Genomic DNA, 15,459 nt, shown 5'->3' with positions numbered 1-15,459 from the left:
CTACATCAAGTGCTCATTTTTTAATTTCTGCTTGTTTCGATAAACGATCAGATGATAGTTAATAATTTGTTTTAATTTCTCTTCAACTGTCAAGTTATCCTCAGTTGCAACACTTAGAAATCCAAAATAGTCTTGGTCATTTAGTTTAAGGTGAATCTCTCTCACCAGATAATTTAGAGGAATTGAGCCTAAAAGAGGAGGTTATTGTAAAAATCAGTTTATTTTAGAGCAATCAAACTGGTTCTTTTTGAAAAGATTACAATTGTAATGATTGAAATTGTAAGAATTAGGAAAGATAGTCCTCCAAATTCAGGAATTACATAAGACCCCATAATTTTGATTTCTCGGGAATTAGATTCAAGTGGAATGATTAATTGAATAACATCTCCATCGCTTAAGCTTGAATCAGATTGAAACTCAGTCATTTTTCCATCAACCCATACAGATGTGGGATTTTCAATAAGGTCATTAGGCAGAGTCAACACAATTTGTTCATTATTTGTGTTGCCAGAAATTGTAAATGTGATGGCTTTTTCATCAGGATCAACATGTACAGCATCTGCCAAATAGACATCTAAAAAGTATTTTACTTCAAAACCTAATCCATCTTCACTAAAACCGGAGGCAACCCGATCAATTGATTTGACACTTCCAGGATTATTAATCACATGAACCACACCGTTCATCCAAGGATGAATGGTACAATAATAGTAAAAATCACCAAGTTCATTAAATTCTTGGGTAAATGACTTTCCAGGGGAGAAAAATCCACTATCAAACAAACCGTCTTCTTCAAAATCACCAACTTCAATACTTGAGGCAGAGACAGAAGTTACAGTATGAAATGCAGTATCAGCGTTTGACCAAGTTACAGAGTCTCCTGGAAAAACAGTGATTTCACCAGTGGTTATGCCTGTGTTTTGTTGAGACCAAAAGTAAGGGAAATTCTCATCAGATGCGCCTGAAGGGATTTTTATTTCGTAATTTTCAGCAAAAGCAATCCCCGTAAATCCCATCACCAATATTGCAAGCAAGGGTAAAACAGTTAGTGCAGATTTCATGAATGTATAATGTAATTAACAGTATTTCAACCACACCATTGATCGACAAAACATACAAAAACCAGATATTCGTTTCATTAATGTGCAGACGAAGTTTATTTTTGTCACAGGTGGTGTGATGTCTGGCCTTGGAAAAGGCGTAACAACTTCCTCAATTGCAAAATTATTACAGCTAGCAGATCAAAAGGTCTCTTGCATTAAGATAGATCCATACCTGAATTATGATGCAGGGACTATGAATCCAGTAGCGCATGGAGAGGTGTTTGTGACAGATGATGGAGGGGAGTGTGATATGGATATTGGAAACTATGAGAGATTCCTAAACCAGAATATTCCAAAAAGTCACAACATTACGACTGCCCAAGTCTATTCCTCAGTAATAGAGGCAGAAAGAAAAGGAGAATATTTAGGAGCATGTGTTCAGATCATTCCCCACATAACAGATGAAATCAAAAATAGAATTAAGAGAATTGCCGAAGATGAAAAACTAGATTTCTTAATTGTAGAGTGTGGCGGGACAGTAGGAGATATTGAATCATTGCCATTTCTAGAAGCATTAAGACAAATGAGAGTGGAGGAAGGTCCTCAAGGAGTAATCTTTGTTCATGTAACATTAGCACCATCACTTGATGTAGTAGGAGAACAAAAAACAAAACCAACACAACATAGTGCACAGGAGTTAAGAAGAATTGGTATTCAACCAGACTTTTTGGCAGTAAGATGTACTTTGCCATTAGAGGAAAAAACAAAAAAGAAAATTGCAATGTTTACTAATGTAACTGCAAAAGATGTTCTATCATGTCATGATGCAAAATCAATCTTTGAAGTACCACAAATGCTCTATGATCAAGGAATTATGGATGCAATATTTACAAAATTTGGAATTGTTGGAATGGTCAATGCGTCAGCTAATTGGGACAAGTGGAATAAAATTGCACAAAATATGGTAAATCATGAAGACCAAAAAGTAAAGATTGCAATGGTGGGAAAATACGTTACACTACCAGATAGTTATGTAAGCGTAAATCATGCACTAAAGCATGCAGGAGCACAACTAGGAAAATCAGTGGATATAGATTGGATTGACTCAGAATCAATTACGGATTATTCTATATTATCAAACTATGATGGAATTTTAGTGCCAGGAGGGTTTGGAACTAGAGGTTCTGAAGGAATTATAGAAACTGCAAATTATGCACGTGAAAAAAATATACCATATCTTGGAATTTGTTTTGGATTTCAATTGGCTGCAATAGCATTTGGAAGAAGTGTTCTAAAATTAGAAGATGCAAACTCTACAGAAATTAAATCTGACACAAAAAATCCAATTGTCGATTTACTTCCAGAGCAAAAAGAGATTTCAGACATGGGAGGATCACTGAGATTAGGAGCTAATGATGTAATAATCAAAGAAAAAACAAATGCTCAGAAAATATACGGTAAAGCAACAATTAGTAAACGTCATAGACATAGATATGAAATCAACAAGGATTACATTTCAGAATTTGAGAAAAACGGATTGATATTTTCAGCAGATAGCGACAATGGTAAAAGAATGGAGATATTAGAGATTCCCAATCACAAATTCTACTTTGGAGTGCAATTTCACCCAGAGTTTAACAGCAGACCAGGATTTCCAGAAGAAGCATTTGCAGCTTTTATCAAAGCAGCATCTGAATAATCAATTACTCTATCTTAGAGATCTCATAGATTTTCTGTCTTGCATCACGAATTGATACCTTCTTTTTGACATATCCTTTTTTGAGTAAATGACTCAATGCTAACCTTACAGTCCTATCTGGAAGTAATGTCTTGTTGGCCAAGTCTTTTTGAGTCAATGCCCCCTCATACTCTAAAGTTTTCAATAATAATTTTGAGCTAGGAGGCATGCTAAGTAGTTCTTCTGCCAAGTGAACCTTTTTTGCAAGAGCCGAAATTGCAGTAGAGTCTTTTTTGAGACGGATTATTTTCGCAGGAGGAAAGAATTGAGTACACTCCACAGTTTTGTTAACTTTGTATCTGTCTAAACCATCAAGTACGACTTCACAGTGGAGTCTTGCAGAAATATCATCAATTTCTATCGAACTGTCATTAGATACTATGATAGGTCGTCTTGTGACATCAAGGGAATTTACTGAAATAATTTCAAACACTGAAGAATCTTGAAACAGAACCGGCCCTCCAGCAGACATGGAGTAAGCTGAAGAACCGATAGGAGTTGATACTATTATTCCATCACTGTTATCGTGCCAAACTTCTTCCCCATTAACACGCAAAGTATGTTCCATCAACATTGCGCTTCTAGAGGAAAATACTGCAACATCATTGAGAACTGGATAAACATTTTTTCCATCAATTTTAACTCCAAGTCGTGGAACTTCTTCTACAGTATACTTTTGTTTTTTTAAGACATTAACATAAGATGAAAATTCCTTAAGATCAATTTGTGCTAAAAATCCACTTGTTTCACCCTCGCTGATTCCTAAAATAGGCAATGTTGAATCAAATGTTCTATGAAAGTAATTTCTAACACCCTTGTCACCACCTAAAACAATAACACAGTCAGCTTGTTTGTTCTTGGATTTTGATATTGTAAATGATTTGATTCCAGCATCATCTAGTATTTTCTTTACAGTTTTGGCAGAATTACTAGTAGTACCAGAGCCATAGATTCCTATTTGCACAGACTAAAGATTTGATTGACTTTAATAAAAGAATAATGCCTACAAGTCACGAAATTTTACTAAATTGTAAAAATAAGAAGCATTATTTTGAATTGTTCCTTTACGAGGGATTTTTTGTAATCCAATATTTTTAGAATCAAGTGCAGCCTGTGCGGCTCCACCAGCAAAGCATAATGCCCACAAAAAGTCCTTTTCTTTTAACATAGTACAACAAAACGCAGAACAAAAAATATCCCCTATTCCAGTAGTGTCATGAATTTCTTTGTTAGGTAAAGTAATAGAATATACTTTGTCTTTGACCAACATTGATACTTGTGTTTTATTTGTAAGTATGATATACTCTGCACCTTTTTTCTGTAGTGCAACCATCATCTCATCATGAGTCCCGTTAACGAGTTGTTGTGCCTCTTCAGGATTGACTTTGATTGCATCAACTCCTGTTAAATCAATATTATTTTTCTGTAAGAAAATATTGTTTTGAGAATCCTTTTCTCTAAGAAACCCTTGAGGATCAACAAATAAGAAATTTGAATCATCTTTAATTTTTTTTAATGTATCATCAGAGATTTCATGAAAAATAGGACTAACAAGATGACCATCCGCATCAATACTAGAATATTCAATCGGATCACATTCATTTTCAAGTTTTAAAGTTCTATCAGCACCAGTAATTGAAATTGCAAATTTTGTGGTTTTGTTTGCAGAATCAGGATTTACAAAATTAATTTTTTGTTCAGAAAGATATTGTTTTGGAAAGTCATTACCAAATTTTGTAAACAAATCTACATCAAATTTAAATTCTCTTGCAGTAAGCCCACAATAACATGCAGAACCACCAATTTGTTCATAATTTGAGTCATCAATCGTAATTGTGTCAATTGCACAGTGAGCAAATATAGCTAATTTCATTTCTCTTTGTCAAATAATAAGAGATTTAGTTTTTTGCATTATTTTTATCAAAACACTCTTTACACAAAATATTGCCTTTTAGCAGAAAAAGCTCAACACCAGATGTAAAACAACCATGACACAAACCCCGCATAATTTATCAATAAAAATTACTAGTTATCACATTAAAACATGAACCATATTTTGCAAAATTTTAGGGAAAATATTCCATTTTTTGATAGGATGTTGGCTAATGTTGCAGAACTGTTTTCATATGGAATTGGCCATCATGCCATTCTACAATATTTTTACTAATTCCAAACCCTAAACCAGGATCACATCCAAGAAATAATCGTGATTCTTGTAAGCCATACTCAAAAAATGATCGTATCTCCATCAAGAATATAAAGAGGCAAATCAGCTTACGTGCATGCCACTTAAACGTGCAAGTAGAGGCCGTACAAAAGGAGGAAAAGGATCTTCAGGTGTTGTACAATGTACAAACTGTGGACAAACAGTTCCAAAAGACAAGGCAAAGAAAGTTACATCCAGATTAAATTTGGTCGAACATACATTAGCTAAAGAACTACGTGCGCAAGGAGCATACATTGCATCACCTACAGTTCTAAAATGGTATTGTATTTCATGTGCAATTCACTTTAAAATTCTAAAAATTAGATCTGCAGACAATAGAAGAAAACGCGGAAAATTACGATAGTATTATTCTTTAATGTTTTTTGCAGTAACAACCATTCTTTGAATTAGTGTAATTGCAGCAATTATTACTACAATGATTAATGCAATCTCCATATATCCAATAATCCCAATTATTGCAATTACAAGTAATCTTTCTGCACGCTCACCAATTCCAACACCTTGGAGTTTGACATTTATTGCATCTGACTTTGCTCTAGCATAGCTTACCAACAGAGACAGAGTAATTGCAAGTAATACCAAATATGGTTCAGCATATCCTCCAATTAAGATTCCCAAAAATATTGCAGTCTCTGCAATTTTATCAAACATCGAATCAAGATACGAGCCCTTTTGTGAAGTTTTTCCAGTAACTCTTGCTACTTGGCCATCCACCATATCAAAGAATCCAGATACAAGTAACAAAAATCCACCAATAATTAATCCAAATTCCATTCCAAGTCCATAAACTATTGCAGAAAGTAACGCAATACCCAATCCTACAGCAGTCCAAAAGTTTGGAGACAATCCTGTTGCAGCAAATCCTTTACCAATTTTCTCAAGTGTAGGCTTGAGGGAATCTCTTAGATTATTTAACACGTGATAATCCCAACAGTACTATCTAATAAAGTGAACAGAAATAAAATCAAGGCAAATCAGAGTCAATTTTTTTAAAATCTATGAATTCTGAGATAGATTAATTGCAATAAGTGTAGACATTATCTTTGCTGCAAGAGAAGCTGTAGCACCATTATCATGATAGGGATTTAATTCAACAATATCAACACCAGTTACTTTGGTATTCTGGAAGGAGTAAATCATATCAAACAATTCTCGAGTAGTTATTCCAACTGCTTCTGGATTACCAACACCAGGTGCAAATGCAGGATCAAGTACATCAAGATCAAAACTAGAATAAACATCATCAAAAGTTGAGACAAATTCCTTTAGTAGTTGAGGGCCTTTTCCATCACGAATTTCTTTATCAGAGATAGTCTTGATTTTATGTTCAGTTAGAAATTCTAATTCTTCTCTGACAAATGCACGTGCCCCAACATGCAAAATGTTTTCACCACCTCTTTCTTCAACAATTCGTCTAAGATATGATGCATGGCTCAGTTTAATGTCTGCAAACTCATCTCTCAAGTCATAATGTGCATCAAATACAACATAACCAGTTTCTTTAGGAAAACTAGTGTAAGTACCATAAGTAATAGAATGTTCTCCACCCAAAATAAACAACTGTCTTTTTTTTGCAACAAGTTCAGAGGTAATTTTCTTTACCATCTCAATCATTTCAGAGGCTACAACTGTATGACGTGCATTACCCAAATCCTCAATGTTTACAGTCTCTAAATCTACAGAAAGTTCAGGATGAAAAATTTCAATATTGTTAAATGAATCCCTTATTGCATCAGGTCCAAATCTGCAACCAGGTTTGTAAGAATGTGTAGAATCAAATGGGATTCCAAATACAGTTGCTACTGGTTCAGAGTCATCATCTGAAGCAGTTATCATAGGATTTTTGTTCATGTATAAATCAAGAAAACTCATAATCTACACCATTAGTTGAGGTCTCTTTGAAAGATGCATGGCCTGATTTAGCCCAGTAAAGGGCTTTCCTGAAGTTTGTTCATTAATTTCATTCATAAAATCACCAAAAGATACCTCTCGGACATTTCCTGTTTGTCGGTCACGAATACTAAGATTTTCAGAACCTGCCTCCTTTTCCCCTATTACCAAAATATATTGAATCCATTCTTTTTCTGCTTCACGAATTCTTTTTCCTATACTTTCATTTCTATCATCAATATCAACACGTACATTTTGAGCAGATATTTTTTCACATAAATTTTCACAAAACTCATAAAATTCTTCTTTAAGAGGTATGATCCTCACTTGAGTAGGTGCAAGCCACAATGGAAATTGAGGCTTCTTACCTTTTTTTGAATCAGCAGCAGCTTTTTCCAATAATGCATAAATTATTCTTTCAATTGCACCGCTTGGAGAGTTATGTAAAATAATTGGATGTTGTGCAGTGTTGTTCTCATCAACAAATTCTATGCCATATCTGCTACCATTTTCAACATCTATTTGATCAGTAGATAGAGCAGAAGCTTTGCCTAAATTATCTATAAAGTTAAATTCCCATTTTAAAACAAAATAGAAAAATTTCTCTTTCCACATCTCAACTAAAACAGGCCTACCATGTTTTTTGACTAATTCTTCAATGGCAGATTTATTTTCATTGTAAAAGTCTTCGGTAAATCTTATTGCCATATCATAATCGGATTCATCAATTCCTAATTCCTTTAGAACATTTTGTGATAAATCAAATCTTACTTTGATCTCATCTATTGCCTGAGGAATATCTTTGCAGAATGCATGACAATCAGGCATTGTAAATGCACGTAATCTCCTTAATCCGACCAATTCGCCTGATTGTTCGCGTCTAAAGCTATATCTGGTAAGTTCATAGAGTTTGTAAGGTAAATTTTTGTAAGACATTTGGAATTGGTTAGCCATCAAAAACTGTCCAAAACATGCTGCAAATCTCAAAAAGAGTTTTTTACCTTCTGAATCAATATTGTATTGTCGCGCAGGGAATCGATTAAAGTAACTAACCATACTTGGATGCTCTGAATCATACATAATTGGAGTTTCAACCTCATAACCTCCATACTCTTTTACTCTGTCAGTAACATGTCTCTCAATTAGGGATTTAATCAAACGTCCATTTGGAAAAAACCGCATATTTCCCGAATCAGAAGCAGGTTCATAATCTGCAATCGCTAGTTTTTTCATCAATGCAACATGTGGAGGAGGTTCGTCAACTTGGCGTTGTTTAGCAGACTCGTATTTTGCCAAGACCTCTAATTTTTTATGATTTGAAAAATCAAAATCTCCAATGTTTACCATTGTTCCATCAGGAGACATTATTTTCCAAAAAGACCGAATAGTAGATTCGCCTTTTAGAGCATCAGAAGTAATCTCTTCATCCTTAGAATCTGCAGAATCCTTTGTAACAACTTTGGAACTCTCAGCTAAAGGATGTCCCTTTACTTGTATCTTGTATGATTTTGTCCAGCCAAATGGAGAATGAGAAACCTCAAGTTCAGATGCACCTTCTTCCATTTCTTTTAACAAAGATATTGCAACAGAAGGTTTTGCAAGATTTGAGCTAAGATGAGCATATGGATACAATAATAATTTCTTGCAACCAATTTTCTCCATAGAATTTTTTATCTGAGATATGGCATCTTTTGCAACAGATGAGTCATCACCATCTTCAATTGCAACAAATGCAACTACAATTTCATCTAATTTTTGAGTTTGAGGATTTTCAATGTCTTCAGCTGATTTGATCTCCTTTTTTGTAGGAGTGTATTCTATACTATCACAATGTAATTGCAATATTCGCATAATTTCAAACAGAAAAGACAATTGAAATAAGTGTTTGCTGAGAAGTTTACAATTTTTTTAGGAGGTTTTGCCACGTAATGAAATTACTGAGCGTAAAATTAGCCCAGAAATACCCAGATTTGATGTAAGAAATTCTGATGCCCTTGTTAAAGAATCATCTCCTCTATACCCTTCATCATAAATCATCTCCACACTACCTTTGTCAGTTTCTACAAAAGAGGTTATCAGAGAATAATCTCCTAAATTTTCATCAGTTTTTTCAAGATATAGACGCAGTTCTACTTTTAAAATTTTAAACTCATCTTGCACAAAATTCCCTAATGAAAATAAAACCTTAGTTTTATCAGGAATTCTATTTACTCTTTGAGGATCATGTAAATCAACAATATCCATCAAGACTAATTTTAGTTCATTCCTAATTAAGTAATATTTTGATTATGTTACGTAAGTATTATTTAGAGTGGAGATAGTTTTTTGGTTGTGGATCCACACAAATTTCATGGCAAAGATATTCCTCACATTAAACTAGATCCAAAAATGACCATTGAAGACTTGGTCAATGTTTTTGCAAGTTCTGGATTTAATGGAAGACAACTTGGCGAAGCAGCAAAACTTTATGCAAAAATGATCAAAGAAAATGCAACAATATGTCTCACTGTTTCAGGAGCAATGACACCAGTTGGATTTGGTGGAATTATTAAAACACTAATTGAAAGAGGGTTCATAGATTGGATAGTTACTACAGGTGCAAATGTATATCATGAAGATCATTTTGCATGGGGCTTACCAGTAAAACAAGGCAGTTTTGATGTAGATGATATGAAATTGTATGAAAATGAAATTGTTAGGATTAGAGATGTTTACATCAAGTTCTATGAGACATTAGAAACAGAAGATCAAATTATTCAAAAAATGTTTGAAGACAAATTTATTGACAAGCCATTTACCACAGCTGAATTTTGTAACTTAATGGGTAAAATAAGCAAAGAAAAATCAAAGTATCCTGAAAAAAGTTTCATTACAACAGCATATGATTATGATGTCCCAGTATACATTTCAACAATGAAAGACTCGTCCCTTGCCCTAAATCTTGCAGTGCACAGACTAGAAAACAAGACATACAGTCTAGATTTTGTTAGAGAGATAATAGAGCAGGCAGCAATTTTGTATGATTCAAAAAAATCGGGAATTTTAGAATTAGGAGGAGGAGTTCCAAAAAACACAGCTCAGCAAACAGGTCCGTTACTAGACCAAATTTTAAGAAGAAACGATGGAGGGCAAGATTACGTCATACAAATAACAGATGCAAGACCAGATACTGGAGGACTATCGGGTGCAACATTACAAGAAGGAAAAAGCTGGGGCAAAGTACAAGATGCACACCACGGAATGATTACAGTTTATGCAGACGCTACAATTGCATTTCCAATTCTTGCATTATATGTTCTAAGTAATCAAAAAACAAGAAAACCAAAGAGGTTATACAAAAAATTAGATAAACTCTATGAAAAGTTAAGCAAAGATTATTTCAAAAATCCTGTAAAGAAGAAAAGAGTAAAAAAGAAAAACTAAAACCTGTCGTATCTTGCCCGTTCAAGTTCTCGGTCATCTTTAGATTCCTTTTTGTATTCTTTGTAATGTTCTTTGCAGAGAACTGTTTTTTTGCCTGCAGAATTTACCCGTAAACCGGCATTTTCAACTTTGGTAGTATTTAGTGAACGTGCACCATCTTTGTCACATCCATCAACATTACATTTTGCACCTTTTGATACTACACCCATACAATCTCATAACTAGGATGTTATTTATATTTGAAAATTCTAAAAAAGAAAATTAATTCACAGGTTCATCGTTTATAAGAGGATTATTTTTTTCTCAAGATATGGGTGGAGCAAAAAAACCAACTGCAGCAAAGAAAGATACATCATCCAATACTAAAGACTCTAAAAAAAGTAAGAAAGACAAGGGTGAAGGAGGTCCAAAGAAAGCAGAGATCACAGTAATGGTTAATGAGCAACAAGCAATGAAGATCATCCAAAATGCCAAAGTAATTACTGTTCAAGATATGGCAAGACAGACAGGAGTAAAAATTTCGGCAGCAAACAAATTCCTAAAAGAATCAGCAGAAAAAGGAATTGTGAAAAAAGTTGGCGGTTACTCAGGACATCACTTGTATCAAGCAGTTTCTTCATAGATACACAATACATCACCAGATTTAACATCCTTTAATGCATCAATATTTTCAGATAATTTTCCAATAGGAGTCATTGTTTTGCCAGATACAACATCATTGGTAAAAAAACAAAAACTTCCCGATGAAGGTAAAAATGCAACATCACCCTTTTTGAATTCTGATCTTGCACGCTCAATACCAGAATCAACTGAAGTTTCAAAGTAAACAATGTTTTTTCCTAGAAGATGGGCATGTCCCTCTAATGGTAAAGATCTCATAATAGTTCCAACAGTTCTAGGAGACAAATGCCGTTTTAGATCACATGAAATTTTTGCCTTACCCTTAATTTCCAAAATTAGTTGTTTTCTAGATACAGAAGCAGTACTCAATTCGTAGTTTAAAATGATTAGATTATATAACGTTTTAAGAAAAAATCGGTACTTGTCTGATGCCAATAAAACTAAAGTCGTAGAAGTCGCCGAAGATGAAATTCCTGCAACCGATGAAATCGCAGAAACTGAAGTTGAAACTAATGCAGGACTAAACAAAGCACTTGATACTTATCGAAAATTAATTGAGAAAAAAGTTGATGCAGAACCATTAACTGAAAAAGAACAAGATGACCTAGAAAAAAGAATCAAAGAAATTGAAACTAGAGAAGTTGTTGAAAATATTGAAGAACATGAACCAGCTGAAATTCCTTGTGAAAAAGGAAAAATCACTATAGGACCACCAACATTAACTAGATTTGAGAAGGCAAGAATCATGGGCGCTAGAGCATTGCAGTTGTCGTTAGGAGCACCACCATTTATCCCAATTCCAAAAACTGCAAGAATCTCATTGGATATTTCAATGGAAGAATTAGAACAAAGAGTAATACCAATTACAATTAGAAGAGTTCTTCCAAATGGTGATTACCAAAATATTCCAATCGACTATTTTGAGAAATGAATCATTGGTCGATAAAACTTAAAAGAAGACAAAATTGCTGATTGTTGAATAATGCTCATGGAAGAGACAAGTGAACCGTATGGTCAAGAGCAGACCAAAAAGTCTGATGAAGCCATAATACATATTGGAAATGACCCAGTAATGCAATCTGCAGTTGATGTGTTATCGACTCTTGGAAATAAGAAAAAAGTAATAATCAGGTCAAAAGGAAATTCAATTCCAAACGCCGTAGCAGTTGCAAACATCATCACAGAAAAAATGTTAAAGGATAATTCTAAAGTTGAAAAAATAAAATTAGATACAGAGAATGCAGCAGGTATTGGTAGAATGACATCAACTATAGAAATAATTTTAATTAAAAATTAGTAAACACTGCCAGGGCCTTTTAGAAGCATGTTTTCACATTCTTTACAAACTTGCTCATCAATGTCAGATTCCAAGTTATGGTGTATTTCACAAATCAACAAGCTTGATTTGATATAATTGCACAATCCAATAAATTTGGACAAGCTAGATGGGGTGTATGCCATATCAGATGAAAGATTGTCACTAAGTTCATTAATCATGTCTAAAACTTGTTTCTCTGCTAAGAGTTTTGCAATCAAAGATGGGTCACCTCGTGTGCCACGAATGTAATTACTGACTGCAGCTTGTGTGACACCAAGCATTTTAGAAATTTCATCTTCCCTAATGTTGTGATCTTCTGCAAGTTTTTTTGCTAAAATTGCACGTAACGCAGGAATTAGAGTTTTAGATTCAATCTCAGCAGGAAGTAGCATTAATTCTCAAGAATTCTATAAAGAATTTAAAGTTTGCAATTATAATGTTGGATATTCTACTCATTAAATTAGGCATAGCTATTTTAATTTCAAAATAATTTGTTTTGCATTGAATAAGACTTCTAAGGAACTTTATGATGTTTTAGAAGAATCTTGTAATTTGTGCAAATCTAATTTAATTTCGTTATCTGGTGGATTGGATAGCTCAATCATTGCATATTTTCTAAAAGACAGAAAACCAAAAACATTAGCAATAATTGCAGAAGACTTTGTTTCAACAGATCTCACATATTGCCAATTAGTTTCAAAAGAGATGAATCTACCTTTAACAATTTACAATGTAAAGACAGCAGAAATTTTAGATGCAGTTGAGCAGACAATAAAAATTTTGAAAAATTTCAACGACATTGAGATCAGGAATAATGTTGTGATGTATCTTGCCATAAAATGGGCAAAAAATAACGGGGCAAAATCAATCATCACAGGAGATGGTGCAGATGAACTATTTGCAGGATACAATTTTCTTGTTCACAAATCTGAAGATGAGTTGGAATCAGAAATTAATAGAGTGTGTTCAATTATGCATTTCCCAACACAAGAAATTGGAAAGGCACTAGGAATAGAGGTAGAGTCACCATTTCTAAATGAAAAAGTCATTAATCTGGCCAAAAAAATTCCTGCAAATATGAAGGTAAAAGCAGAGAATAAAAAGAAACATGGAAAGTGGATATTACGTAAAACTTTTGAAAATTATCTTCCTGAACAAATTGTTTGGAGAGAAAAATCCCCCATGCAAGAAGGATCAGGAACATCTGGTCTGACAGATTTATTTGAATCAATCATAGAGGAAGAAAAATATGTTGAAAAAAAATTAACTGTGGAAAAAGAAGATGACGTAATAATTAGAAGTAGAGAGTCAATGCATTATTATGAAATTTTCAAGAAATTGTATGGCTTGCCTATAAGCAAAAACGCAAAAACTACATGCCCATATTGTAAACACAAAGTTGAGAATTCAAAATTCTGTAGGATGTGCGGGGCTTTCCCCATATGAGATTATTTGTATTTACGAGGTTTTTTGATGAATATTCTTCTACAGCCATTGCAGCAAAAATAGAATTTTTTTCCATCATGTTCATGAAGTAAAGCTAATTCTTCATCAAGTTCAATTCCACAAACAGGATCTACTGGCACAAGGTTTTCTTCTGTAAATTCTATTTATAGATTGACTAAAGATCGTTTAAGAATTAACAATTTCAAGGATTTTTTTTGGTAGTGCACAATAATCAGAATCGGGTTCAGACACCACATACAAAATATCTTCATTAAGAAGAACACTAATTGCTATTGCTCGCTCACGAGAAGCCATTGCAAAATTGACTACTCCGAGTTGTTTATCAAATTCTTTTCTCATTTTAACACGTAATGCAAGTTCCATGAATATCATTTCGTCGTCTTTTTCACTTTCTAGAGGTTCAACATTTGGTTTCATACCACCTGCAACTAATCTTCCTCTATCATTAATTACACCAGCAAATCGTATTTTAGGATCAATTAACAGTACAGAATCACAAATTTTTGAATAATCATAAATTTTGGCAGACATGCATCACTATTCAAAAATGCCATTTATTATATTTTTATAAAATTTTTCAGTAAAATTATGAGAAGGTTATCTTAAGAAGTAAGTTTTTTGACAAGATTAAGAAATTCATCTTCTCCTAAAGGAGGAATTTGCATAATTTCAAGATTTTCAGAAACATGCTCAGAGGACTTTTGTCCAACCAAAGGAGCCAAAACCCCAGGAGAAGAACGAATAAACTGCAATGCTCTCAGAGATGGCTTAAGGTCACTGAATTCAGGCATCGCTCCAGATGCAAGTAATCTTCCTTGCATGAATGGAACACTTGTAAAAACTCCAATATTCAATCTAGTTGCAGATTCTAAAGCAGAGATATTTTTTTCTCCAATCATTTGATTTTTTCCAAGAAGTGCTTGATCATAATACATGTTATAAGGTAATTGAATAAAACGGAAGCCATGATTTTCTCCACCTACCTTTTGAGCCATGTTTACAGTGTCTTCTAAGGAAAGATATTGCGGGTCATCATTTGAAACTCTAAAGCATTCCCATGTGGCCATTCCATAAAATTTAATTTTTCCTTCACTACGTTTTTGTTCATATAATTCAAAGACAGCCTGAAGATTTTGTAGGAATTGCTCTTTTGAAACATCCTTAATTTGGCCTTCCACTGCATTATGAAGATACATTAAATCAACACATTCCAAGTCAAGATTTTTTAGACTGCGATCCAATTGATCTGAAAGATATCTAGGAGTCATACAATGATATCCAGAGGTAATATCACCTTCTTTGACAACACCTTTTTTAGTATATTCTTCTTTTACATATTCCCAAAATCCAAGTTGAACATCAGCATCATTTGTGACATAGCCATTTTTAGTTGATACAAATATTTGATCACGTGAAATTTTATTTTCTTGAATTAATTCCGAAATTGCTTTTCCAACAGAGCGTTCTGCCTTTTGAGAGCGGTAATTAATAGCAGTATCAACTACATTAACACCAGACAAGATAGACTGCTTTACTGCATTAGTTACTAACTCATCAGTTTTTGAATCAGGATCACCAAGATATGTTCCAATACCAACGTTTGAGAGGACAAGATGCTGGAATTCTTTAAAATTTTCTTGATTTACACCTGAATTTTGGGCAAATTTTTTGGTTCCTTCAGGAGTGGCACATCCAGAAATCATGTATGGTCTTAATTTTAACTAAATTTATG

22 protein-coding genes are annotated in these 15,459 nt (G+C 33.7%); 7 read left to right on the top strand and 15 right to left on the bottom strand.

Annotation, left to right across the window (positions count from 1 at the left end):
• Positions 1-165, bottom strand: a complete 165-nt coding sequence (locus C6989_RS09050) for a hypothetical protein (protein ID WP_237087620.1) — start codon at positions 163-165, stop codon at positions 1-3.
• 53 nt (positions 166-218) lie between these two features.
• Positions 219-1,061 (bottom strand): cupredoxin domain-containing protein, encoded by an 843-nt coding sequence (locus C6989_RS09045; RefSeq protein WP_148703307.1) that lies wholly within the window; start codon positions 1,059-1,061, stop codon positions 219-221.
• A 118-nt stretch (positions 1,062-1,179) separates the two neighbouring features.
• Between C6989_RS09045 and pyrG the strand changes: the two genes are divergently transcribed.
• Entirely contained in the window at positions 1,180-2,742 is a 1,563-nt protein-coding gene (gene pyrG / locus C6989_RS09040) for a glutamine hydrolyzing CTP synthase (RefSeq protein WP_342751997.1), read from the top strand.
• Positions 2,743-2,746: 4 nt separating this feature from the next.
• Here pyrG and C6989_RS09035 read toward each other — a convergent pair whose 3' ends face one another.
• The 3 genes from C6989_RS09035 to C6989_RS09025 all read right to left on the bottom strand — a co-directional run bounded on the left by C6989_RS09035 (position 2,747) and on the right by C6989_RS09025 (position 5,030).
• Positions 2,747-3,745 (bottom strand): NAD(+)/NADH kinase, encoded by a 999-nt coding sequence (locus C6989_RS09035; RefSeq protein WP_148703305.1) that lies wholly within the window; start codon positions 3,743-3,745, stop codon positions 2,747-2,749.
• A gap of 39 nt (positions 3,746-3,784) precedes the next feature.
• A complete protein-coding gene (locus C6989_RS09030) occupies positions 3,785-4,654 on the bottom strand; it encodes a PfkB family carbohydrate kinase (protein WP_148703304.1) in 870 nt (289 codons plus the stop codon).
• A gap of 229 nt (positions 4,655-4,883) precedes the next feature.
• Positions 4,884-5,030 (bottom strand): hypothetical protein, encoded by a 147-nt coding sequence (locus tag C6989_RS09025; protein ID WP_160272882.1) that lies wholly within the window; start codon positions 5,028-5,030, stop codon positions 4,884-4,886.
• Positions 5,031-5,063: 33 nt separating this feature from the next.
• Between C6989_RS09025 and C6989_RS09020 the strand changes: the two genes are divergently transcribed.
• A complete protein-coding gene (locus C6989_RS09020; protein ID WP_012215306.1) occupies positions 5,064-5,351 on the top strand; it encodes a 30S ribosomal protein S26e in 288 nt (95 codons plus the stop codon).
• Positions 5,352-5,353: 2 nt separating this feature from the next.
• Here C6989_RS09020 and C6989_RS09015 read toward each other — a convergent pair whose 3' ends face one another.
• From C6989_RS09015 to C6989_RS09000, 4 genes are all read right to left on the bottom strand, one after another.
• On the bottom strand, positions 5,354-5,926 hold the full coding sequence (locus tag C6989_RS09015; RefSeq protein ID WP_148703303.1) for a CDP-alcohol phosphatidyltransferase family protein: 573 nt from the start codon (positions 5,924-5,926) through the stop codon (positions 5,354-5,356).
• Between the two features lie 78 nt (positions 5,927-6,004).
• Positions 6,005-6,880, bottom strand: a complete 876-nt coding sequence (speB, locus tag C6989_RS09010) for an agmatinase (protein ID WP_148703302.1) — start codon at positions 6,878-6,880, stop codon at positions 6,005-6,007.
• A 3-nt stretch (positions 6,881-6,883) separates the two neighbouring features.
• Positions 6,884-8,749 carry a threonine--tRNA ligase gene (locus C6989_RS09005; protein WP_182126945.1) on the bottom strand — a complete coding sequence of 622 codons (1,866 nt, stop codon included), beginning with the start codon at positions 8,747-8,749 and terminating at the stop codon, positions 6,884-6,886.
• A 57-nt stretch (positions 8,750-8,806) separates the two neighbouring features.
• Entirely contained in the window at positions 8,807-9,142 is a 336-nt protein-coding gene (locus tag C6989_RS09000) for a hypothetical protein (RefSeq protein ID WP_148703300.1), read from the bottom strand.
• An 87-nt stretch (positions 9,143-9,229) separates the two neighbouring features.
• On the opposite strand from C6989_RS09000, the gene speY reads away from it, so the two are divergent.
• Entirely contained in the window at positions 9,230-10,321 is a 1,092-nt protein-coding gene (gene speY / locus C6989_RS08995) for a homospermidine biosynthesis protein (RefSeq protein ID WP_148703299.1), read from the top strand.
• On the opposite strand, the gene C6989_RS08990 is transcribed toward speY, so the two are convergent.
• Complete coding sequence (locus C6989_RS08990; RefSeq protein ID WP_148703298.1) at positions 10,318-10,530, bottom strand: hypothetical protein; 213 nt, start codon at positions 10,528-10,530, stop codon at positions 10,318-10,320. The two genes, speY and C6989_RS08990, sit on opposite strands and share 4 nt — an antisense overlap.
• Before the next feature lie 101 nt (positions 10,531-10,631).
• Between C6989_RS08990 and C6989_RS08985 the strand changes: the two genes are divergently transcribed.
• The gene (locus C6989_RS08985; protein WP_148703297.1) at positions 10,632-10,943 is read left to right on the top strand and encodes a MarR family transcriptional regulator; all 312 of its coding nucleotides are present in this window, start codon (positions 10,632-10,634) and stop codon (positions 10,941-10,943) included.
• Here C6989_RS08985 and C6989_RS08980 read toward each other — a convergent pair.
• Positions 10,925-11,275 (bottom strand): cyclophilin-like fold protein, encoded by a 351-nt coding sequence (locus C6989_RS08980; protein ID WP_148704156.1) that lies wholly within the window; start codon positions 11,273-11,275, stop codon positions 10,925-10,927. The two genes, C6989_RS08985 and C6989_RS08980, sit on opposite strands and share 19 nt — an antisense overlap.
• Positions 11,276-11,363: 88 nt before the next feature.
• Between C6989_RS08980 and C6989_RS08975 the strand changes: the two genes are divergently transcribed.
• Together C6989_RS08975 and C6989_RS08970 are read left to right on the top strand one after the other, a co-directional pair.
• Positions 11,364-11,873, top strand: coding sequence for a DNA-directed RNA polymerase subunit K (locus C6989_RS08975; protein ID WP_148703296.1), 510 nt, complete (start codon positions 11,364-11,366; stop codon positions 11,871-11,873).
• Between the two features lie 51 nt (positions 11,874-11,924).
• Positions 11,925-12,239, top strand: coding sequence for an AlbA family DNA/RNA-binding protein (locus tag C6989_RS08970; protein WP_148703295.1), 315 nt, complete (start codon positions 11,925-11,927; stop codon positions 12,237-12,239).
• Here C6989_RS08970 and C6989_RS08965 read toward each other — a convergent pair.
• Positions 12,236-12,652 (bottom strand): transcriptional regulator, encoded by a 417-nt coding sequence (locus tag C6989_RS08965; protein WP_148703294.1) that lies wholly within the window; start codon positions 12,650-12,652, stop codon positions 12,236-12,238. The two genes, C6989_RS08970 and C6989_RS08965, sit on opposite strands and share 4 nt — an antisense overlap.
• A 109-nt stretch (positions 12,653-12,761) precedes the next feature.
• Here C6989_RS08965 and C6989_RS08960 point away from each other — a divergent pair, with 109 nt between their 5' ends.
• The gene (locus tag C6989_RS08960; RefSeq protein WP_182126944.1) at positions 12,762-13,706 is read left to right on the top strand and encodes an asparagine synthase C-terminal domain-containing protein; all 945 of its coding nucleotides are present in this window, start codon (positions 12,762-12,764) and stop codon (positions 13,704-13,706) included.
• Between the two features lie 2 nt (positions 13,707-13,708).
• Here the strand turns inward: C6989_RS08960 and C6989_RS08955 are convergent, their stop codons facing one another.
• The 3 genes from C6989_RS08955 to C6989_RS08945 form a co-directional block, all read right to left on the bottom strand.
• On the bottom strand, positions 13,709-13,846 hold the full coding sequence (locus tag C6989_RS08955) for a YHS domain-containing protein (RefSeq protein ID WP_014963322.1): 138 nt from the start codon (positions 13,844-13,846) through the stop codon (positions 13,709-13,711).
• Positions 13,847-13,892: 46 nt separating this feature from the next.
• Positions 13,893-14,258 carry a DUF6659 family protein gene (locus C6989_RS08950; RefSeq protein ID WP_148703292.1) on the bottom strand — a complete coding sequence of 122 codons (366 nt, stop codon included), beginning with the start codon at positions 14,256-14,258 and terminating at the stop codon, positions 13,893-13,895.
• A 71-nt stretch (positions 14,259-14,329) separates the two neighbouring features.
• Positions 14,330-15,430: an aldo/keto reductase gene (locus C6989_RS08945; protein WP_182126943.1), complete on the bottom strand. Its 1,101-nt coding sequence runs from the start codon at positions 15,428-15,430 to the stop codon at positions 14,330-14,332.
• Between the last annotated feature and the right edge of the window lie 29 nt (positions 15,431-15,459).

The organism is Nitrosopumilus sp. b2 (genome assembly GCF_014078535.1).
GTDB lineage: Archaea > Thermoproteota > Nitrososphaeria > Nitrososphaerales > Nitrosopumilaceae > Nitrosopumilus > Nitrosopumilus piranensis.
This window is presented reverse-complemented; position numbering and strand designations above follow the sequence as displayed.